Source organism: Leptospiraceae bacterium, assembly GCA_016708435.1.
Taxonomy (GTDB): domain Bacteria; phylum Spirochaetota; class Leptospiria; order Leptospirales; family Leptospiraceae; genus UBA2033.
The window spans coordinates 212076-233003 of record JADJFV010000004.1 but is presented as its reverse complement, the minus strand read 5'-3'; the positions used below and the strand labels follow the sequence as shown (position 1 = coordinate 233003).

At 36.8% G+C, this 20928-nt stretch carries 19 protein-coding genes; 9 read left to right on the top strand and 10 right to left on the bottom strand.

What is annotated here, in order from left to right:
* Positions 1-168: 168 nt before the first annotated feature.
* Genes IPH52_09340 through rsgA form a run of 3 tightly spaced genes read right to left on the bottom strand, consistent with a single transcriptional unit; the run spans position 169 to position 3673 of the window.
* Positions 169-1185: an aldo/keto reductase gene (locus IPH52_09340; protein MBK7055244.1), complete on the bottom strand. Its 1017-nt coding sequence runs from the start codon at positions 1183-1185 to the stop codon at positions 169-171.
* A gap of 9 nt (positions 1186-1194) precedes the next feature.
* The gene (locus IPH52_09335; GenBank protein ID MBK7055243.1) at positions 1195-2634 is read right to left on the bottom strand and encodes a serine/threonine-protein phosphatase; all 1440 of its coding nucleotides are present in this window, start codon (positions 2632-2634) and stop codon (positions 1195-1197) included.
* A gap of 34 nt (positions 2635-2668) precedes the next feature.
* Positions 2669-3673: a ribosome small subunit-dependent GTPase A gene (gene rsgA / locus IPH52_09330; GenBank protein MBK7055242.1), complete on the bottom strand. Its 1005-nt coding sequence runs from the start codon at positions 3671-3673 to the stop codon at positions 2669-2671.
* A 62-nt stretch (positions 3674-3735) separates the two neighbouring features.
* Here rsgA and IPH52_09325 point away from each other — a divergent pair, with 62 nt between their 5' ends.
* Both IPH52_09325 and IPH52_09320 read left to right on the top strand, forming a co-directional pair.
* Positions 3736-5559, top strand: coding sequence for a histidine kinase (locus IPH52_09325; GenBank protein MBK7055241.1), 1824 nt, complete (start codon positions 3736-3738; stop codon positions 5557-5559).
* 63 nt (positions 5560-5622) lie between these two features.
* The gene (locus tag IPH52_09320) at positions 5623-6900 is read left to right on the top strand and encodes a 1-acyl-sn-glycerol-3-phosphate acyltransferase (protein ID MBK7055240.1); all 1278 of its coding nucleotides are present in this window, start codon (positions 5623-5625) and stop codon (positions 6898-6900) included.
* Here IPH52_09320 and IPH52_09315 read toward each other — a convergent pair.
* Together IPH52_09315 and IPH52_09310 are read right to left on the bottom strand one after the other, a co-directional pair.
* Positions 6897-8369 carry a porin gene (locus tag IPH52_09315; GenBank protein ID MBK7055239.1) on the bottom strand — a complete coding sequence of 491 codons (1473 nt, stop codon included), beginning with the start codon at positions 8367-8369 and terminating at the stop codon, positions 6897-6899. The two genes, IPH52_09320 and IPH52_09315, sit on opposite strands and share 4 nt — an antisense overlap.
* Positions 8370-8584: 215 nt before the next feature.
* Positions 8585-9118 carry a hypothetical protein gene (locus IPH52_09310; GenBank protein MBK7055238.1) on the bottom strand — a complete coding sequence of 178 codons (534 nt, stop codon included), beginning with the start codon at positions 9116-9118 and terminating at the stop codon, positions 8585-8587.
* Positions 9119-9366: 248 nt separating this feature from the next.
* Here IPH52_09310 and IPH52_09305 point away from each other — a divergent pair, with 248 nt between their 5' ends.
* From IPH52_09305 to IPH52_09295, 3 genes are all read left to right on the top strand, one after another.
* The gene (locus tag IPH52_09305) at positions 9367-10503 is read left to right on the top strand and encodes a leucine-rich repeat domain-containing protein (GenBank protein MBK7055237.1); all 1137 of its coding nucleotides are present in this window, start codon (positions 9367-9369) and stop codon (positions 10501-10503) included.
* A gap of 72 nt (positions 10504-10575) precedes the next feature.
* Positions 10576-10845, top strand: a complete 270-nt coding sequence (locus tag IPH52_09300) for a hypothetical protein (GenBank protein MBK7055236.1) — start codon at positions 10576-10578, stop codon at positions 10843-10845.
* Entirely contained in the window at positions 10820-11167 is a 348-nt protein-coding gene (locus IPH52_09295) for a hypothetical protein (protein ID MBK7055235.1), read from the top strand. Before IPH52_09300 ends, IPH52_09295 begins: the two co-directional genes overlap by 26 nt.
* A 49-nt stretch (positions 11168-11216) precedes the next feature.
* On the opposite strand, the gene IPH52_09290 is transcribed toward IPH52_09295, so the two are convergent.
* Positions 11217-12839 (bottom strand): copper chaperone PCu(A)C, encoded by a 1623-nt coding sequence (locus IPH52_09290; GenBank protein MBK7055234.1) that lies wholly within the window; start codon positions 12837-12839, stop codon positions 11217-11219.
* A gap of 100 nt (positions 12840-12939) precedes the next feature.
* Here IPH52_09290 and IPH52_09285 point away from each other — a divergent pair, with 100 nt between their 5' ends.
* The gene (locus tag IPH52_09285; protein ID MBK7055233.1) at positions 12940-13542 is read left to right on the top strand and encodes an SCO family protein; all 603 of its coding nucleotides are present in this window, start codon (positions 12940-12942) and stop codon (positions 13540-13542) included.
* Between the two features lie 54 nt (positions 13543-13596).
* Here IPH52_09285 and IPH52_09280 read toward each other — a convergent pair whose 3' ends face one another.
* Positions 13597-14406 (bottom strand): hypothetical protein, encoded by an 810-nt coding sequence (locus IPH52_09280; GenBank protein MBK7055232.1) that lies wholly within the window; start codon positions 14404-14406, stop codon positions 13597-13599.
* Positions 14407-14518: 112 nt separating this feature from the next.
* Entirely contained in the window at positions 14519-15028 is a 510-nt protein-coding gene (locus IPH52_09275) for a hypothetical protein (protein MBK7055231.1), read from the bottom strand.
* A 229-nt stretch (positions 15029-15257) separates the two neighbouring features.
* On the opposite strand from IPH52_09275, the gene IPH52_09270 reads away from it, so the two are divergent.
* Genes IPH52_09270 through IPH52_09260 form a run of 3 tightly spaced genes read left to right on the top strand, consistent with a single transcriptional unit; the run spans position 15258 to position 19738 of the window.
* Positions 15258-17180 carry a hypothetical protein gene (locus IPH52_09270; GenBank protein ID MBK7055230.1) on the top strand — a complete coding sequence of 641 codons (1923 nt, stop codon included), beginning with the start codon at positions 15258-15260 and terminating at the stop codon, positions 17178-17180.
* 6 nt (positions 17181-17186) lie between these two features.
* Positions 17187-17360 (top strand): hypothetical protein, encoded by a 174-nt coding sequence (locus IPH52_09265; GenBank protein MBK7055229.1) that lies wholly within the window; start codon positions 17187-17189, stop codon positions 17358-17360.
* Positions 17361-17371: 11 nt separating this feature from the next.
* The gene (locus IPH52_09260) at positions 17372-19738 is read left to right on the top strand and encodes a PAS domain S-box protein (protein ID MBK7055228.1); all 2367 of its coding nucleotides are present in this window, start codon (positions 17372-17374) and stop codon (positions 19736-19738) included.
* On the opposite strand, the gene IPH52_09255 is transcribed toward IPH52_09260, so the two are convergent.
* On the bottom strand, positions 19728-20129 hold the full coding sequence (locus IPH52_09255; GenBank protein MBK7055227.1) for a response regulator transcription factor: 402 nt from the start codon (positions 20127-20129) through the stop codon (positions 19728-19730). The genes IPH52_09260 and IPH52_09255 overlap by 11 nt on opposite strands.
* A complete protein-coding gene (locus IPH52_09250; protein ID MBK7055226.1) occupies positions 20129-20836 on the bottom strand; it encodes a Crp/Fnr family transcriptional regulator in 708 nt (235 codons plus the stop codon). The genes IPH52_09255 and IPH52_09250 overlap by 1 nt, the downstream gene beginning before the upstream one ends.
* Positions 20837-20928: the final 92 nt, after the last annotated feature.

Below are 20928 nucleotides of genomic sequence, written 5' to 3'. Positions count from 1 at the left end.
TGTTAATTTAAGGGAAAAGATTGCCTACCCCTGTCACCTCGAACAGCCCCTTCGTCTCCGCCCTGCGCTCAGTCGCGCCCTTCGCCTTCGCAAGGTCTAGACTTCTTAGCACTATCGCATTAAGTAAAATAGACCTCTCACGATGAAGCAGTTCGAGGTGACTGTAAATTACCCCATCGGGTAAGGAATGTTTTTCGAAACCTCGTTGATTTTGTTCAACACATCTTGTGTGAGGATAACGTCTGTTGCCTTCAATGACTCGTTGAGTTGCTCTACAGTATTTGCGCCAATTAAAGTAGACGCAACGAAGTCATGTTGCTTGCTCCAGGCGACAGCCATTGTAACCAAACTCATATTAGCCTCTTTCGCGATTTTCAAGAACTCATCTGTGGCTTTTACAGTGAAATCATTTAGAAAACGATTAGACATTTTCTTTTGTCTATCGCCTAATTTGGCGTATCTGCTAAAACGAGAATTTTCAGGAACTTTACCGCCATTGTATTTTCCAGAAAGAACTCCACCGGCTAATGGCGAATAAGGAAGAAGACTGATACTTTCTTTTTTACAAATTTCTGATAAGGAATCTTCGAAACGACGATTGAGCATACTAAAATTATTTTGAATGCTCTCATAACGAATGAGTCGATTTTTTTCGGATGCCCAAAGGCTTTTCATAAGTCCCCAGGGAGCTTCATTGCTGCAACCGACATATCGAACTTTGCCGCTACTGACTAATTCAGAAAGTGCATACATGGTTTCTTCATACATCATATCAGGATCAGGCCAGTGCGTTTGGTAAAGGTCGATATAGTCAGTGCCTAATCGTCGTAAGCTGCCTTCGATTGCACGAACGATATGATGACGGTCTAATGCCGTTTTGCCGTTACGAACAGGTGGAGTAAACCAACCATGACCCGGACCACAGACTTTTGTCGCAATGAGAACAGAGTCTCTCGGTTTTGTTTTGAGCCATTTGCCTACAATCTCTTCTGTGCGATGAACCCATTTGTCTTCCGGTGGAACGGGATAAATTTCTGCTGTATCGTAGAAATCAATTCCTGCGTCATAAGCTTTATCTAAAATCTTAAAACTGGTAGGCTCATCACAGCTTGAGCCAAATGTCATTGTTCCCATTCCGATTTCCGAAACTACCATTGCCGATTTTCCGAGTCTTCTTTTTTTCATAAAATTCCTTTAGTCTACATCAATAATTAAAAGTGTAATATCATCTTCTACATTTTTTCCGTCCGAAAAATCCCATAACTTTTGCAGGATAAATTCGCAACTCACACGACCATCTAAGTCTTTGCTTTCATCAAAGATTTGATAAAGTCGCTCTTCCCCTAAAAGCTCTCCGGTAGGATTCTTAATTTCGAGGAGCCCGTCAGTAAAAAAAATAAACCTATCACCTTGATAATAATCTACTGCATATTCTTCAATACGAATATTTTGAAAAACTCCAATCAATTGCCCTTTTACTTTTAAAGTAATGGAATCCATATTCTTTCGAATGATATAAGGAGAAAAATGCCCCGCAGATGCGTAAGTAAAAATTCCTTTCCAATCAGAATGCTCACTTTGCAAGGCAAGTCCATTTGCCAGATTGTGTCGAACTCTCGATTCAAAAATTCCAAGAAAGGCAGTCAAAAAATTTCCTGCTGTATTCTCTACCATTTGTAAATTGAGTCGTTGTAAAATTGCCGCTGGTGTTTTAAACTGTTCAAAATTATTCTGCCAACTAATCTTTGCCATCGAAGCAATGAACGCCGCAGGGACTCCATGACCGGATACGTCTGCGATTAGAACTCCGACTTTATCAATGGGAAGCTCATCTGGATTTGGGAAAATCTGAACATCATAAAAATCTCCCCCCACACTTTCCATTGGAATATAACTTGCAAAAAATTTTAAACCCATATTCGAAGGAAAACTTTTTGGTAAAAGATTTTGTTGAATTTTTCTGGCACGAGAGAGTTCTTCGTTCATTGACTTCTGTCGAGCGATAAGTTCTTTTTTGAGATCCTTTTCTTCAATAAGAGTATCCGTTAGCCGCTTCACAAAAATTTCGTTCATTGTGTTCATTACAATGAGAGATTGTTTTTCAATTAACGCACTTGCTTTTCTCTTAAAATCATCGTTGCCATCTTTTAAAACGGCTGAGATCATTTCTGTGCGAATGTATTTTTCTTGTAGATTAAAATTTCCAATGTAATCAGGAATTTCAATTAATCGAGCGACTACTTTCTCGATAGTAAAACGTAGCTTAGCATCTAACTCATAATTTTGGGAATGTAAAAAACTTTCGATTCTATATCGATAGGTAAGAATTAAATTTTTTGCGGTGGTATTTTCAAATTCACCATCATCTAAATGTTCTTTGTATAATTTTTCGAAGAAAGAAGGTCCGGAGGGAAATTCTCCGATTTCGTCATGAACGTCTTGCAATTGACTCAATAAAAAATCTTTGTAGGTATTCCCCTCTGCCATTTTACGCGTAAGAGTCTGGTGACTTTTTTTAAGCTCTCTTTCAATTACTCTTCCATATTCTTTCATTAGCCGCTTAAAGACCATCTCCCGTAAGGTTTGATCGTTTAGCTCTTCGTTTAAATTATGTAGATAGGCTAGATTACTCATGTGTTTGTTAGACTCTTTTTTTAGATTTCATAGTCTATTCTCTATCCCAGTGCCGATTGTTTTTTTGTTTTCGAAGTTTTCCGCTCTTTAAATTGCCAACGCGTATTCGATAAGGAATCTCAAGTCCTTCTAGCATTGACTCCAAGCTTTTTAGTCTTTCATCTTCTAGCTTGTCTAATTTTTCTAGCATGATACAGTCATTACCCGCATTGCAACATCCACCTACTCTGCATTTTTTTTTGAACTTGTTGATTTCGGGAAAAGTAGAAAGAATTTCTCCTTTACTAAGATGAAGAAGTCCCCACTCTTTGATTCCGGGCGAGTCAATGAGTATGGTTGTTGGGTTAACTACGATTATGCTCGAATTGGTAGTAGTATGCTTTCCCTTCTGCGTTGAGTGGCTAATGGTATTTGTCTTCTGCTCTGCGTTGTTTGTGATTAGGTTAATTAGGCTTGATTTTCCAACGCCAGAATTTCCTACCAGATAAGTAATCTTATCCTGTAGAGCCGCAAGTAATTCCCGAACTGAATCTAAATCCGTGCATGTAATCGGATAGACTTTGTAACCCAATGATTCATATTTTTCTACTCTACTAGCAAGTTCTTCTTCCGTGACTAAGTCTTTTTTATTAAAAATAATAATCGGAGTTACATTGGAATGATAACAGGCTGTGATGCTTCTATCTATGAAGCCATCTTTTGTTTCAGGTCCTGAGAGAGATGCTATGATTGCAACAAAATCTACATTAGCGCATAAGATGTGTTTGTCGGAATTGCTACTCTGACGGGTTAAAAAGCTAGTTCTGTCTTCTTTAGATAAAATAACCCAGTCCGCTCTTTCTGTGATCTCATTCTCAGCTTGAATTCTATCACCCACAACAAAAGGATGCCGGTCATCTGATTTATTGAGACGTAATTTCCCCTTCAGAGTGGCTCGTTTAAAACCTAGCTTGGGAGAATAAATTTCGTAGTAGGCTCCATAAATTTTTGAGACTAAAAAATTTTCTTTGACAGTAGAACTCGGTTTTTCTAAATTCATACAGCCTGCTCTATACTATGAAATTGAAAGACAAAATAAACAGCCCCATTCTTGTAACTTTTTTGACTCTTGTATTTGTCACAACGATTCAATATTCGCTTTTGTTTTTTTATACCGGCTATCTTGGATTTCATCCTACCTTTATCCAATCTGGTATTGAAATTTCTATCATATTTTTACTCAATCTCGTAGGTTATTCAATTACGCAAATTTATCGAAGAAAAGCCGAAAAAAAGAGATTCGAAATCATTCTACGAGAAGAAAGAGAGCGAATCAAAGAGATTGCCTATATCACAGGTCTCGGCAACTTAAAGAATCAATTATTTAGAATGAATCAAACGATTCGAATTTGTGAAGCACTCAATGAATTTCTGATCGAAATTTTCAATGTAAAGCATTCTACTATTTACCTCTGGTCAGAAGAACAAGGAGCATTTCTGCCTCATCCAATTTTAGAAAATAAAAATCGTTTTGCTGTCTATGATTCTTTCATGCTCTGGCTAACGGATAACGACCAAGTTTTAACGCGGGAACATTTTAATAAAGCACCCGGCTATGCAAAAATCAAAACAGATGCATTACGAATTTTAGATTCTCTAGAAGCAGAGACTGTAATTCCACTTACACTCAATGCAAGTCTTCTCGGTGTAATTTTTTTAGGAAATAAAAATGATGGCACACCTATAAAAACAGAAGAGTTAGACAGACTTTACGAAATTAAATCTACTTCTGTGATGTCTTTGTCTAATGCGATCTTTTATGCAAGATCTACTGCTCTCACTGAAAATCTAGAAAACAAAGTAAAAGAAAGAACCAAAGCTTTAGAAGAAGCACAATCCCAACTTATCATGTCAGAGAAAATGGCTTCTCTCGGTGTAATGGTCGCTGGTATCGCGCATGAGATTAATACTCCGGCTGGAGTCATTAACGGTGCCGCGGATAACATGGAAGTAAACCTACACCATTTAATTTTACAATTTCCAGAAGCAGTAGATTTTTTTCGAGATCCAGATTTTACAAAAACATATATTGAAATCGTGGATGGAATTTTAGCGGATAATAGCCGTGATACGCTAGACCCAAAAGAAAGATTCAAAAAGAAACGAGAGATTCGAGATAGAATTACAAGTCAGGGAATGAGCCCAATGCTTGCCGATGATTTTGCAAATTTTATAGTAGAAAAGAATTTCTTTAAAAGCGAAGAAGTTCTCTTAGGAATTGTAAAGACAGGTGGAATCAAAATCCTAGAACTTCTCAATCACACAACAGGCATTAACCGCAACTTGAAGAATATAAAATACGCAATCAAGAATATTGTTCGAATTGTTCGTGCCTTAAAATACTATTCCCACTTAGACCAAGCAAGTCACGCAGAAGCAGATTTAATCGAAGGAATCGAAAACACTCTCATCATATTTCATAACCAATTAAAAATGGGAATTACAATTGAACGAAATTTACAACCAATCCCGGTCGTGCCCTGCAATCTAGATGAACTGAACCAAGTCTGGACAAATATCATCCAAAACGCAATCCATGCGATGAAAGGAAAAGGAATTCTAAAAATATCTTCCTATCTAGAAGAGCCATATGTGTGTATTGAAATTCAAGACAGTGGAACAGGAATTAAACCCGAAATTCTAGATAGAATTTGGGATCCGTTCTTTACTACTAAGGATCAAGGCGAAGGCTCTGGGCTTGGTCTTGGAATTGTCAAAGGAATCATAGAAAAACACAAAGGGAAAATATCAGCTACGTCGATTCCGGGCGAGACAAAGTTCAAGATTCAACACTACCATTTTGTCTTGGTGGGCAATTCGGTGGGGGTGGGGGGACCCCTTTTTGTGAAAAAAGAAACTTTCTCTTTGAAAGTGAACAAAAATTAAAGTTGACTCGAAGTTCAAAAAAAATTTGCATAGTCTTTGTAGTATTTACAAGAGGATCACTAAATGGAACCATTCATACCCGCAGGCTTTAATCTCGCACTCAACTGGACTGCCGATTTATTATTTCCCGTTTTACTTCGGGCTGTTCAAAATATCAATGAAGTAGTTATCACTGACGAAGACAAAGCAATGCTTCGCAATTTAAAAAAGGATAGATTACTTTTTTTCACAAACCACCCAACAACCGCTGAACCGCCTATCGCATATCATATTGCTAACTTGATGGGAACAAGGTTCAAGTTTATGGCTTCGAGACAAGTTTTCGAATGGAATGGTGGAATGGTCGGAAAAGTCATTTCTGGAATTGGAGCTTTTTCTGTAATCGCTGGTATTCCAGATAGAGAATCTCTAAAAGCGGCAAGAAGTGCATTAGCCGCTCGTGAAGGCAAATTAGTATTATTCCCTGAAGGAGAACCAACCAGTGGGGAAAATGACAATCTAATGCCATTCCAACCAGGTCTTGCTCAACTCGGATTCTGGGGATACGAAGATGCAAAGAAATTAGATCCAAACGCAGATGTAACGGTATTACCTGGATTTATGAAATACATTGTAGATGCTACTGAAAAAGAAATTAGATCTGATCTAGAAGACTCTGTAAAGAAAATCGAAAAACATTATAGCATTGATCCAGGTCGTAAAAATATTCTACGTAGGTTTCTCACCATTGGCCGCTACATGATGGAAGAAGCTGAAAAAGAATATTCTATCAAAGACGGCGACAAACACGACTTTGACTATCGCGTTGGTCGTATTCGTCACGCGATCTTAGACAATTGCGCTGATAGATTCCAAATCAAAGGTTACAAGAGAGACGATGATGCAATTCATAAACTACGCCACCTATTTGCTGTGATGGAAATGGTTATGATTAAATATCCAGATGAAACTCTACCAAAACTTACTCCACAAGAAGTTGAATGGTTCAAAAGAGAATGCGTTAAAGCGTTTGACTTTATCGTGATTAAGGGTGATTATCTCGCGTCTAATCCAACTCCTGAGCGTTTCTATGAATGGCTTGCTCGTTATGAGTCTTATATCTTTGGAAAAATTCCGCGTGCTCTCGGTGGGGAAGCTGCTCATTTGCCGCGCAAAGCTTATATCACTTTCAAGAAACCATTTCATCTTTCTGAATACTACGGCGAATACAAAACGAAAAAGCGCGCTGCGATAGATACTATGATGGCTCGTCTTCGTGTTGATATGCAAGAATTACTTGATTCTTCTATGTATTTATCACGCCCACTCGTAAAACCATTCGACACTGAAAGTTTAGTTTAATACTTAAATGTCATCGCTGAGATGAACATTTTTTCATGGCGGGACAAATCGGAACTATCCGCATAATCGAAGATAGGATCCATTGACCGCCTGTATTTTAATTCAAATCGTAGCATAGCATATTCATTCGGAATATAATCTAGATTGAGCGAAATCGCACTTACTTGAAATCCATTTGGTTTCTTTCCGGGATGATAACCGTTAGTCGCAAAGACACTACTTTGTTTCACAACAGGAACGTTAGCTCCTTCCTTATCTACATACCGTTCTAATCTTCCTGCAATTCTCCATTCATTGAATAATTTATACACAACCCAAAGAGTTCCATCATACCAATGTTTGTATGCACCAGAACGCTGATTATAATACGGATAAGTTGTATTAACCTCCGGTGAAATAAATGGATTGTATACTTTTGAAATTCCACTCAGTTGAAATCCTATATCAAAGGAAGCCGCAATAGAAAATCGATCGGTCACATCAAAATGATAAATAAAGTTTTGGTAGTAACGAGTCTTTCTTGTATAAGGAGTGTAATCTTTAAAAGGATCAGTAGGATTTTTTATATCTTTGGAATACATATTGATAGTTTGCCCGATAGCGTCTGTCTTTGATGGAGCATTCTCTTCATTCCCTATAAAATTATTATAGGTAAATTTCATCTTCTCTGTAATCTTATATGCCACTTGCATTCCCAAAGCTTTGTCCTTGTTGTTATCTGTTATGTTCTGCCAACCATTCATGATATGAAGCTGAACAGAAAGCTTATCAGTAACGTCATGCGATAGACGAATTCCAGTTGAATAATAAGGCACGTTATCGAGAACGATTGCGCGGGTATACACCCAGTTATATGATGAGACCCATGCTTCAAACCCAATATTTCCCATATAAATCCCACCATCTAACCAAGTTCTTTTTCCAAGTTTAATTCCTACATAAGCCTCCTGAATATTTCTGACTGAGTTTTGGTTAGAATACGGTTGATTCTTTTCATTGCTATAATTTGCATTTACAGAAGTTCCTGTTTGCAAGGCAAGTCTCGCTCTAAATCGTTCCGCATCTAACTTTCCTTCAATATGTGCGAGGTTAATGGCAAACGTATTGTTTTGAATCGCCTGTGTTGTGTAATTCTGTGCAGTCGCACTTGGTCGATTCATATTCATATTATAATAACCATCTACAAAGACACCAAAATCAATCGGCAACTTCATATTAAGTTTATTGGGATCAATTTTTACTTCTTGCTCTTTGTCCTTTGGGTTTAACACTTCATTATCCGCAATAGGCTTAGAATCTTTTGTTGAAGTAGTCTCCATTGTTTTCGATGATTTGCTTTCTTCTGGCACGAGAGTATTGTCTTTCGGTTTTCGAGGAGTAGCCTCTTGCGATACAATGGTAGTAGTAAGAAAGAAAAGAAGAAAACAAATTTTAAATACGTTTATCTTTAAACTAAAAAAATAATTCATAGAAATTATGAACTCCAACTTCAAATAAAAAAATACTATTTTATTTTGGAAAAGAAATATGTAAATGTAATTCCAGAGTTATTAATCCTATTAAGATAGTTTGTTGCACTCTCGTCTTTGTTGCCATATAGCAGTTAGTATCTTTGATAGTATTCTTGGTATATAGGGGTGTAAAGCAAATGCGTATAAATAGAGCAATTTGTTCAGAAGAAAACTTATCTCCTTCTAATTTCGTAAAGAGTGATTGGACGAGACTTGCTCGTTTCATCTACCGTCTGACGTTTCTTTCTATCCGACTTAAAACCTTTAATCACTTCTAAGCCTCGAGAACGATATTCAGAATTTATATCTGAAACTCTCGGAGGACTCGTTTTGGGATTTTTTTCGACGAACTGGTTTATCTCTTCTTGTTTCACTTTGCCATTTGCCGTTATAATATCCCTTCCGGTTTCCAAATCATTCTTCGGCTTTGTATCGAGAGAAAAATCATACAAGAAATTATCATAGTCCTCTTCAATAATTTTAGATTCTAATTCTGGTTCAACGTCTTTAGAGGTAAATTCTTCGTAATCTTTGACACCCTGCATCACAATGGTTTTCTTCGCGTGAACCACCAAGTCCTCTCTTTTACAAACGCAGGGTGCGAACTTCACTTCATAGGATGTGTCGCTTAACGGTATAATCTCTTTCGTCTCTTCCGAGGAGCAGTTTAGGAGAACTAGGATTGAAGTCAGATAAATATATTTCATAAGTTACCCATTAAAATACAGTGTGAAATTAATGAAACTATCTCTCACAGAGAACACAGAGTCCGCAGAGAGCATTCATTCTTTCCTTTGTGCTCTTTGTGTGCTCTGTGAGAAAAGGGGATTTCAAAAGAAAGTCCATTTCTAATCATTATGCCCTATTCAAATAAATCTATTTCCTTAAAAAGTCAAGGCGAATTATTCTTTACAAAATTGCTGTTTTTGTCAAATTATTGCATAGTCGAGGAAATATGAAATCTATACTCTTTTTTCTAATAGCGCTAGTTAGCGCAAACCAATTAGTATTCGCTGATGCTTCCCTCTTTGATGCAAATGAATTAAAGAAAGAAAAACTTTTCTCTTCTTTAGAGGAAGGCATGCGTAGTCCAGAAAAAGTCTACAGGCTCAATCTAAGCAATACTCGTTTAAATGAAATTCCAAAAGAGATTGAAAAATTCATACATCTACAAGAACTCAGCCTATCCTCCAATAAAATTGAATTCATCCCTGACGAAATTTGTAAGCTAAAGAAACTCCAAAAAATAAATCTTAGCTATAACAAAATAAAGCTATTGCCCGCTTGTATTTCCGAATTAATAAATTTACAAGAACTGAATCTTACGGCTAACGAGATGATGGCACTCTCTTCAGAAATTGGAAGTCTCAAGAAATTGGAAAGTTTTTTTCTATTTGAAAATACGATTGCAGAAATTCCAAAAGAAATTGGTCAGCTTACAAATCTAAAAAACCTAGACATTAGAAAGAATAAACTAAAAGAACTACCCGAACAAATCGGAGAATTAAAAAATCTACAAACATTCAATCTAGCCTCCAACCAAATCACAAAACTTCCGAACGGATTCGGTGGATTATCCGCTCTTCGCTTTCTGGACTTGACTTCTAATAAATTAACAATGCTTCCTGAATCTTTCGGCAATTTAAACAACTTGGAGGATTTAAACTTGAGTTCCAATCATCTAGGACTTCTACCAATTACTTTCGGCAATCTCTCTGAATTAAAAAAAATGAACCTGGATAAAAACTCTCTCATATCTATTCCAAAAGAAGTCTCCAAGCTAAAAAATCTACAGAGAGTATATCTCAATCAAAACAGTCTGGATATTTTTCCAGAAGGATTCACTTCCTTAAGTGAACTTCAATCCATTGAACTCAGTCACAATCGTATTTCTACTATCACTGACTCTATCGGCTCCATGCAAAGATTGCAGATACTCAATCTTAGCTTCAATAAAATCACTTCTCTCCCTGAATCCATCGCTGACCTAAAGAAGCTAACAACATTTTACCTCAAACGAAATCCTTTCTCCAAGCCAGAGCAAGAAAAAGTAAAAAAACTCATGCCTAACTGCAAAGTCTATTGGGATTAGATTTGTTGTATAATGTGTCATTGGAAAAAATTTCTGCTTGAATTTCTAAAAATAAAGATATAATTTGACCATATGGTGACAATAAGCAAACAGCAAATGGCAGAATGGATTTTATTGGATTATATGGCAAGAACCCATTCTCTAAAAGAAAAAATTTCTGTTTATGTAAAGAAATACAATACTAATTTTGAGGACTTTGAAACACAAATCAAGACTAGCTCAAAAGAAGATTTCGAAAAATGGGATGATTACATTGAATGGAAAGCATTTCACAATTTTTATACATCCTATCTAAAACAAATAGAAGAAGTGAAGAATGGAAATTTTCAATTGGCTGAGTAATAATGAATTCATTACAGACTATCAGATTTTAGAATATTGGACAAAGACAAATGAGTCTTATCTCAAACTAAAAATTAATTTCATTGATAAATCAGAGCTTCATGTCAGAGAACATTTAGATTCTGAATTGAAAACTTATTCTTATCATTGGCAGAATTCAGAAAAAATTCTTATTGTAAGGTGGGATAATGCACCACATCACCCGGAAATATCTTCCTTTCCACATCATGTGCATGATGGTTCCGAGGAAACTGTAAAAGAAAGTCATGATATAACTATCGGTGATGTGATGAAATATATTTTTAATAGGATAAAAGGATAAGAATTATTTACCACAACTGAACTCTTAAGTAAATATTCTTACCATCCATTTAAAAACTATATTGAGCAAATACATTGAAGATTTGTCGTGTTGCCAATTGAGGTCCATTTAAGGTTTGCCACATAGGCTTTCCTGCTTCTACACCAAATCGAAATCCTTGCAGAATTCCACCTGTGACTAAGAAATTCACTCCAAGAAGAGCATCTGTTCGCATTCCTCCTTGTCTGTAAGGATCATTCTGGGGATCCATCTTTGGATCGAGAGATGTATCAGAGCCGGAGAGGTTAAGCCATCTTTGCTTCTGCATTCTAAACGAAACACTCCATGAATCAAAAATTAAAAACGAAAACCAAAGAGAGCTTTCATATCTATTTCCAAAACGATAATGGCTATCATTCTTTCCAACTCTCAGGGTTGCCTGTGAGAGGATACCCCAGCTTAGCCGCTTATGATTTCCGATATAACTAAATTGTGGCAATAGACTAAATGTTCCAGAGCCGGGTTGCATATTATAGGGAACCTTTTGTTTTCCCATCATAGGCATCCAATCTCTTTCATCGATAGAGCCAGTCGGAACACCAAGTCCCATTCCCCCAAATAAAGCATGTCTTTCGTTGTGAAAGAAACGATAGGCGGCACTGAAGCTAACATCGCCTAGCCCCGCGGAACTCATAGGAGCCTTATCTAAATTACTCGAAAGCAGTGTCATCTTATTATTCACAACAGGAACCATGAACATGAGCATCCAGTTTTCGGAAACGTTAGTCATCACGCTTGCCATATGCATTTCCATTATCATATCCGTTGGCACAGACATATAATTATAAGAATTTGCATTTAAAATGGGAAATGTATTTCCAAGTGGAGAGCCTGTAATCAAACTTCCAGAAGGCATTTGCACTGAAGGGTCATTGTATTTATAATAGAGAGTTGCATATTCGTTTAAAGAATTTTTTCCATTCTGAAGTCCCCACATATTCATTCCCATATAACGATAATCAAGCATCCACTTTCCTACTTCATGCATATGAGGAGCCATGATCCCCGCGGGAGAAATTGCATCTGCTCTATTGTGCATCGCATGAGAGGCATGTCCCTGGTGTTTTGCATGATCTACTACATTGGATTGAGTTTCCTGATGAGAGTGTGCCTCTTGCGGCTCATTGCCATTAGCCGATGTAGCAACATTAGAATCAGGTGAATGATTGTGATGATCGTGATCCATTGAAGATTTGTCTGCTTCGGAAACATCCTTAACGAGAAGTTCCATCTTTTCTTTTTGTCCATTGTCGAAATAAAAGGAAAACGCTTTCTTATCCTCTTTCTTTAACGCAGACTTGAGTCCAATGAGCATTATATGAAAACCGCCGGGCTTTAACTCTACAGAGCTATTGGCTGGAATTAGGATACTATCTATTTGACGCATCTTCATTACTCCTGCATCCATTGTCATATTGTGCATTTCAACCGAGTTAGAAACATCGGATTCAACTTTCACAAGTTTGACATCTTTATTGGTTCCATTCTTTACGCTTAAGAAAGCTACCGAGTTGGGGCTAACAGCAGGGACAATCTTAATGTAAGCATTTTCTATTGAAATACCTTTCTTACTATCTCTTGCAAAAAGCGAAATAGACAGTAGTATAAGTGAAAATGTAAATATTCTTTTCATAAATATTCCTTTATAATTTTTAATCACAGTAAATTGAATTACTGTTGTAGAAAATATCTTTCTTGAGAAACTGGCTTTCATTTTTAAAGAGAGGAAAACAATGATAAACCAAACATTTAAACTTTATTCTCAAAACCTTTATACGATGATGATTCTATTCTCTATTTCTTGCCTTTCCTTTATCGGATGCAAAAAAACAAATGAGATAGAATTGAAATCTGCACCCGTTGGTGGAGATTTTACACTGCAATCCAATACCGGCAACTATTCATTAACCCAATCGAGAGGCAAAGTAGTGTTAATCTACTTCGGATTCACTTCTTGTCCTGATGTTTGTCCAACGACTCTTTCCAATATTGCACAGGCATTCAAAGGACTTGATTCTAAAGAGATTATGAAAGTGCAAACATTGTTTATCTCCGTTGATCCCGAAAGAGACAAACTTGATAGACTCCAAGAATACGCAGCCTTCTTTCATCCACAAATCCTTGCTCTCACAGGCTCTCTCGAAGGACTACAACGAGTAGCCGCTCTCTACGGAGCTTACTTTCGAAAGGAAAAAGTCTCCTCTAGTATGGAATACACAATGGATCATACCTCTACAGTCTTCGTTGTAAATCAAGACGGCAAATGGGTAGACTCCATTCCTCACGGCACTTCTCCTTCCGATTTCAAAAAAACAATCCTCAAATACGTAAAGTGAGACTTTTAAAAGATTGCCACCGATGAACACCGATAAAGTTACGGTTAATCGTTTTTATTCTGTCTCAGAAAGAATATTGCCGACGGTGAAGGATGTAACGGTAGCGTTATTCAATACGAATCCAATCTTGGAGCCGGTTGAGAAACTTGGAACGTTCATCATTACCATGATGGGGTAATTCATCATACTCCCCCGCTCTACACTGGTTACATCCGAGCAAGCTTTTTCCCATCCATTCATATAACTCATTCCTGTGTTAGTATACTGAAAATCCAAACAATAGGTATACGTCGTATTTGCCGCAAATGTTGAAGTAGTAGCGGCGCTTCCTTTGCTCACAGACATATACATTCCATCTGTAGATTTCTTAAACTGTGGAGTTGAACCAACAGCAAGACGATAAGTAGGACCGGAAATACTTGGAGTTGTTCCTGAGCCGTATGCAATTACATCAAGACTAGAAGTCGAACTATTCAGTTTAAAAGTTACCTCTACATTAGTTCCGCCCCTTGCTGTTGCGATGGAAATATCTCCTGTAGAGGCTAATAAAGATGAGCTACTTGTTCCAGTTGCACCCGTTGTGACTGAAGACGCTGTAAGTCCAATGCCAGTAAAATCAGAAGCTCCACATCCACTGACTTTATACTGTGTCCTAGTTGGATTGGTTACCTGGGATAATTTGCTTGTTATTCCCGCAAGAGTTGCTGTCGCACAATTCGCATTAGCCGTAGATGTTGATCTAGATGCTAATAAAACTGCAAGTATACCTGTATTGTTGGTTGTGTCTTTTCCTTGCATTACTCCTCCGCAATTTGTTAAACAAAATGCAGATACGATCGTTAAAATAATAATTGATTGATACATATAATTTCCTTTGTAAGAAGTCATAGCTCGACTTCTCTAATTCATAATAAATTTGCCTTTCAAAACTTGACTAATACGTATTTGGCGCAATACGCTAAGTAATATCGGAAGGTTATATGCGTGGGGGTTTATCAGGAATAGGCGAAAGACCGGTTAGTAAATCATCCCGATCCATTAAAATTAAATAAGATAATTCGATATAGGGAAGAAATGAAATGGTCTGAAATCCAAGAAAGCTCGGATTGATTAACTGGGAATGAATAATATTGGAAGAATTCTTTTTTTTAGAGCAACTGCATTTATGAACTTCCTTCTTTTTAGCGGAATAACAATTCGGTAAATCTTTCAAAGCAGCTTCTTCTAAATGAGTAATAGCTGTTGCAAATAACGCTTCCTCGTCTCTTGCACTCTTAGCTGAATGAATTTCTTTCTTCGAGGAATGATTGCATTTGCAAATACTAGACTCTGCATAGATAGAGTAGGCAAATAATCCGCTTTCTAAAAATAGAACTTTGCTAAAAAAAAACAAAGTCACAAAGAAAGTCCACAAAAGCCTGGGACTTGGGCTTTTATTTGTATGCTTATGCTTTTTGTTTAGAAGTCTCAATACCATCGAATTCATCTACTCTACGCTTTCTATAAATCTCGAATTTTCTTTGTTGTAATGTCTATATAATGGAAAGATTTTTTTTACTTTGATATATATCAAGAGAGGCAAAAAAATCCTGATCGATTTTCTTATTTCAACAATCGCTTTGCTGTAATCGAAAGTTTTGAACAAGTATCACAAATAGCATGACGATAATTAACATGAGTAGTTCAACTAATAGATAGCCAAAGGAAGGAATAATATGGGAAATAAAAAATTTTCAGTAAGAGTCAGTCTCGTTACACTTGCCATATCAGTAATTCTTCTCTCCGGAGGGTTCATCAGTTTGATTTCCTATTACGGAAGTAAAATGTCCATTCACTTCTTAGTTGAGGGGCTAATGGAGAATATCTGCATTCATACAATTGATAAGACGTTCTCCTATATGCAGACCGCTCCGATTAGTGCCGAGATCACAGAATTTATGTTTGAGGAAAAATTATTAGACCTAGAAAAAAAAGATGTCCTATCTAGATTCTTCAAAAGCATAATCGAGGCTAATCCTCAGATTGTGTCTATATACTATGGGAATGAAAAAGACTCACGCTTTCTAATGCAGAGAAAAATGGAAGATGAAAGCATTAGCGAAAAATATATACATGAGGTAGATGAGAATGTTTTAACTGAATGGAAGCATTCCAATCCTGCTCATGAAAAAGATTTTCCTAACACAGAAGAAAAATCTCCCGGCACTTATGAACCAAGAACAAGACCTTGGTATGCAGATGCACAAAAAAAGGGAGAACATATCTGGACAGATATTTATTTATTTGAAACAGATAAACTTCCTGGGCTAACATACAGCACCCCCATTTTTTATAAAGAGACTTTGAAAGGTGTAATCGGAATTGATATCAGCATTAAAGGCTTATCTTATTTTTTAGGTGAACAAAAGATTGGAAAATCAGGAAAGGCATTTTTTATCAATAAACAATACCAGATAGTAGCTCATCCATTATTAAAAGATGAAAAATTTCATGCAATAGATGAAAAAGCAATGGATGAAGAAGATCATGAAATTGTAAATTCAATTCACTCTTTCAGAGACAAAGTAAAAGGTCAATCCTGGGCGGACATTAAAAAACAGCCTGTATTTTTTGTGCATGAGCATGAAGGCGAAACACTAATGAACATGTATTGCCCTTTTCCGGGCGACAAGTTTGATTGGGTAATAGGAATTGTTGTTCCCGAAGATGAATTCATGTATTTAATCAAACGCAATAATAGACTCATCTGGGGTAGCTCTGCGGTTTTGATTTTTATGGCTGTCTTTGTGGGGCTAATCTTTGCTAGGCGCATCTCAAAGCCTCTCTCGTTATTAGAAAAAGAAATGGATGAAGTAAAAGCATTTCGTTTGATTTCAGGAACGGATATTCGCTCTTCTTTACTTGAAGTGGATAATATGGCGAAGTCGTTCCAGGGGATGAAGCACGGATTACAGTCCTTCCAGAAATATGTTCCCGCTGATTTAGTCAGAGAATTAATTTCTATCGGCAAAGAGGCAATACCCGGTGGCGAGAAAAAAGAACTCACGATTTATTTCTCTGACATCGCTAATTTTACTTCCATATCGGAAAGTCTTTCACCAGAGGACTTAGTAGATTTACTCTCTGAATATTTAGATTCAAGCAGTCAGAGAATAACTGACCAGCACGGCACAATTGATAAATACATCGGCGACTCTATCATGGCATTTTGGGGTGCTCCTATTCCATTGGAGACTCACGCTCTCAATGCTTGCTTAGCCGCACTAAGCGTTAAGCGCAATCTAAAAGTATTAGAAACTAAATGGCAGGGACAAGGTAAACCAATTCTAAAAGATAGAATCGGAATTAACACCGGCGAAGTAATCGTCGGAAACATAGGCTCTAATTCCAGAATGAATTACACAGTAATCGGTGACAGTGTAAATCTAGCAAGTCGCATCGAAGGATTAAACAAATACTACGGCACTGAAATTCTAATCAGTGAATCCACCTATCAAAAAGTAAAAGGGGATTTGTTCACCAGAAAAATCGATATAGTTTCCGTCAAAGGCAAACAACAAGGAACCGCTATCTTTGAATTGATTTCCGAAAAAGACAAAGCAGATGCATTTCTAAAAACCTGGGTTGCTTCTTATTAAGATGGATTGAATTTCTACTTAGAAAAGAAATGGGAAAAAGCAATTGCATCTTTCGAGAAAGCTATCCAAAGCAATCGCTTAGATGCTGCTTCTATAGCCTTCATCAAAAGATGCCAGTTATACAAAGAAACCCCTCCACCAACGGATTGGGACGGAGTGTTTAAGATGGCTTCGAAGTAAGATAAACAATCATGCAATGGAAATTTCCAAAAAAGCAAACGATTCGGAATATACTGGCAATCCTATTACCTTTTCTTAGTTTAACTATTCAGTTTGCTCTTTGGGAATTTCTAAATCCATATATCTGGATTCTTTTTTTCCCAACTGTTTATATAAGTGCATGGCTCGGCAACAAACGGAGTGGCTTTATTGCTGCTACCATCTCTGCCTTATTAGGTCTTTGGTTCTTTGCTGCGCCAACATTTACCCTGGTAAAAGAATTTCGGCAGTATATTGCGTCTATCGTTTTCTTAATCTCTGGTTTCGCATTTACAATCTTTCATGATCGATTGAGAAAATTAAACGAAAAGCATTTAGAGCTAATGGAGAATACCCGCTCAGCAGAAAAAAAACATATCGAAGAAATTCTAGCTCTTAGCGAATACAAGTATTCTCTCATTTTTGACAAATCCCCTTTCGCTATAGCCTTAGCTAAGTTCCCGGAAAGTGAAATGGTGGCAGTAAATGATGCATTCCTATCTTTATTCGAATACACAAGAGAGGAAGTTATCGGAAAAACAACGCTGGAACTGGGATTAAATACGACTGACTCATTAAACGAAGTTCGCAAGATAATGAATGAGAATGGGATTATTAAGAATTTCAAAACAGTTCGTCGGACTAAAAACGGTAAAGAAATAAATATGGTGCTTTCGATGAGTTGGGTTGAGATTTTAGGAGTAAAGCACTCTCTCTCCACCATACAAGACATCACTGAGCAGAAACAAGCGGCAATTGCATTAAAAGAGAGCAAGGATATTTCTAGGACAATCTTAGATACAATACTTGATTGTGTTATTACAATCAACGAAAAAGGAATCATACAATCCATAAATCCATCCACTGTGGCAACTTTCGGTTATACACAAGAGGAGCTAATCGGTCATAGCATTACTTTACTAATGCCAGAAAGCCATGCAGCAGAACATCCCAATTATCTACAAAGATACTTTAAAACAGGAGATATGCGGATAATAGGGATTGGTCGTGAAGTAAGAGCAAAGCGAAAAGATGGAACGACGTTTCCGATTTACCTTTCTGTCGGAGAATTTGTTTTAAATGGAGAGCGCAGTTTTGTTGGAATCATAAGAGACATTACCACAATGGTGAGTGCCAGAGAAGAACTTAATCTTCACAGAGACAATCTAGAAGAATTAGTAAAGAACAGAACAAAAGAATTGCAGACAATACAAAAGGACTTATTAATTGCAAAAGAAAAAGCAGAACACGCAAGTGCATCTAAAACACAATTCCTTGCTTCTGCTAGTCATGATTTGAGGCAACCATTGCAAGCAGCGAATATGCTTGTATACCTTCTCGGTGAAAAGGTAATAGATGCAGAATCTACAGACATAATCAACAAACTTAAGTCTTCCCTAGATTCACTAGGAGAGCTTTTAAATTCGCTCTTAGATATTTCTAAACTAGACGCAGGTATGATTTATCCGGATAAGGTTGGTTTTCCGCTATCAGCCATTTTTAAAAAAATTGAAAACGATATGTCGGTTATCGCTGATGCAAAAGGACTTGCTCTAAGAATTTTTCCTACGGATGCAATTGTCTATTCTGATCCAAAACTTCTAGAACAAATCATACGCAATTTAGTTTTCAATGCGCTTAAATATACAAAGACTGGTAGAGTGCTCTTAGGAGCAAGAACAAGAGGAACAAGACTTTTAATTCAAGTATACGATACTGGAATTGGTATTCCAAATGATAAACTAGATAAGATATTCGAAGAGTTTTACCAAGTGAATAATTCTGCAAGAAATAGAAAGAAAGGTCTAGGCTTGGGACTAGCCATTGTTAGACGCCTTGTAAAACTAATGGGGCATACTATTGAAGTTAAATCCAATTTCGGAAGAGGAACTAAATTTGAAATCACAGTTCCGATCAGTGAAGTCGCTAAAAGAAAAAATTGGTTCAATACGAGAAAGACAAATCAGAATTCTTCCTCTAAAGTAATTGTTGTGATAGAAGATGATAGCCAGAACTTAGAAACTATGAAATTATTATTAGGGCAATGGGGTCACACAGTTATCACTGGCTCTTCTGCCGAAGACGCTTTAACAAACTTATATTCCTCTCAAGCTAGACCAGATTTAATATTGGCAGACTATCGACTTGAAAACGAAAAAACGGGAATAGAGGCAATTACTCTTATCCGCTCTAGATTTAATCCATTTATTTCGGCGCTTCTCCTTACGGGAGATACTTCACCCACTAGATTACGGGAAGCAAAGGCAAGCGGATTAAAGATTCTACATAAACCAATCAACCCAATAGAATTAAAAACTACAATTGACAGCTTTCAGAATATTCAGGAGGCTAATAAATAAGATCCTCTGAATAATAAGTTCCGCCGTCTCGAATCGCTTGGATTGCAATTGGAATAACAGAAAAATAATCATCTTTTAATAGTATTCCCTGAACACCCGTATCTAGTAGACGCTCTATATGTTCTTTTTCATGACTGGAAGTATAAATCAGTATTTTAACTATGGGGTATACTTTCTTTATCTGCGAAAGTATTTCGTATCCATCCATATCAGGCAAAGCAGTATCCATCCATACAAGATCGCATGAGGTCTCTGCTAACTTATTTAGAAGATTGCTCCCCTTATTCGTTTCATCTATAACTTGCATCTCAGGCATTCTGCTTATCATAATTCGCACAGCAGATCGCAAAATTGCATTTTCATCTACAATGATAATTTTATAATTTTCCATTAGCCGCTTTCCACTAATCTTATTAAAGATTCTTTGTTTAAAAGGAAAATCTTATCCCTATAAACATCAATCCAACCTCTATTTTTGAAATCAGAAAGTGCTCGAATGATGGATTCTTTTGTAGTTCCAAGTAAGCTTGCTAAAACTTGACGGGTAATAGGAAGGTTTAATTCTATAGGAATTGACTTTTCTTCTTTATTTGCGAATTCTCTTTTTTCTAATTTTAGCAAAAATTCTGCTAGTCGTTCATAGATTTTGCGCCCATTTAATGTATAAATTCTTTCTTCTGACTCTGTCCAACCTTTGATCATTTCTTGAATCAATACAGACATGAAAGGGGGATTCTCTTTCATGGCAAGACTCAGACTTGAATTCGGGAAGCGGTAAACTGTTGTTTGACGCAATGACCTTGCATCGTGTTGATAGAACCCTCCACTGAGTGCATCTCGATATCCAATCCATTCACCAGCGCCTAACACAATTAATGAATGCTCTTTATGATCTAAACTAGAACGAAACAATTGTATAAAACCAGACTGAACAAAATAAATATACTCCGCCTGTTCTCCCTTTCGAAACAGAAAATCACTGCGTTCATAGTTCAAAATACACTTGCTTTCTTTTAATTGCCCCATCATAGTTTCTGAAAAATCTGTGTATTGAATTTGGTTTGATTCTAATTTATTTGGAACTTTTGTAGTAGTCATTTCTTTCTCCTGTGAGACTTTGCAAAAAAGCTAACCACGAAGTCAGATAACAATATAAGGATAAATGGAAAAAGATTTTTTCTGCTGAGCCT

What these genes read in the sequence shown, in the direction of transcription:
- IPH52_09340 (MBK7055244.1), bottom strand. Translation starts at nt 1,185, where the DNA reads ATGAAAAAAAGAAGACTCGGAAAATCGGCAATGGTAGTTTCGGAAATC.
- IPH52_09335 (MBK7055243.1), bottom strand. Translation starts at nt 2,634, where the DNA reads ATGAGTAATCTAGCCTATCTACATAATTTAAACGAAGAGCTAAACGAT.
- rsgA (MBK7055242.1), bottom strand. Translation starts at nt 3,673, where the DNA reads ATGAATTTAGAAAAACCGAGTTCTACTGTCAAAGAAAATTTTTTAGTC.
- IPH52_09320 (MBK7055240.1), top strand. Translation starts at nt 5,623, where the DNA reads ATGGAACCATTCATACCCGCAGGCTTTAATCTCGCACTCAACTGGACT.
- IPH52_09315 (MBK7055239.1), bottom strand. Translation starts at nt 8,369, where the DNA reads ATGAATTATTTTTTTAGTTTAAAGATAAACGTATTTAAAATTTGTTTT.
- IPH52_09310 (MBK7055238.1), bottom strand. Translation starts at nt 9,118, where the DNA reads ATGAAATATATTTATCTGACTTCAATCCTAGTTCTCCTAAACTGCTCC.
- IPH52_09305 (MBK7055237.1), top strand. Translation starts at nt 9,367, where the DNA reads ATGAAATCTATACTCTTTTTTCTAATAGCGCTAGTTAGCGCAAACCAA.
- IPH52_09300 (MBK7055236.1), top strand. Translation starts at nt 10,576, where the DNA reads ATGGTGACAATAAGCAAACAGCAAATGGCAGAATGGATTTTATTGGAT.
- IPH52_09295 (MBK7055235.1), top strand. Translation starts at nt 10,820, where the DNA reads ATGGAAATTTTCAATTGGCTGAGTAATAATGAATTCATTACAGACTAT.
- IPH52_09290 (MBK7055234.1), bottom strand. Translation starts at nt 12,839, where the DNA reads ATGAAAAGAATATTTACATTTTCACTTATACTACTGTCTATTTCGCTT.
- IPH52_09285 (MBK7055233.1), top strand. Translation starts at nt 12,940, where the DNA reads ATGATAAACCAAACATTTAAACTTTATTCTCAAAACCTTTATACGATG.
- IPH52_09280 (MBK7055232.1), bottom strand. Translation starts at nt 14,406, where the DNA reads ATGTATCAATCAATTATTATTTTAACGATCGTATCTGCATTTTGTTTA.
- IPH52_09275 (MBK7055231.1), bottom strand. Translation starts at nt 15,028, where the DNA reads ATGAATTCGATGGTATTGAGACTTCTAAACAAAAAGCATAAGCATACA.
- IPH52_09270 (MBK7055230.1), top strand. Translation starts at nt 15,258, where the DNA reads ATGGGAAATAAAAAATTTTCAGTAAGAGTCAGTCTCGTTACACTTGCC.
- IPH52_09260 (MBK7055228.1), top strand. Translation starts at nt 17,372, where the DNA reads ATGCAATGGAAATTTCCAAAAAAGCAAACGATTCGGAATATACTGGCA.
- IPH52_09255 (MBK7055227.1), bottom strand. Translation starts at nt 20,129, where the DNA reads ATGGAAAATTATAAAATTATCATTGTAGATGAAAATGCAATTTTGCGA.
- IPH52_09250 (MBK7055226.1), bottom strand. Translation starts at nt 20,836, where the DNA reads ATGACTACTACAAAAGTTCCAAATAAATTAGAATCAAACCAAATTCAA.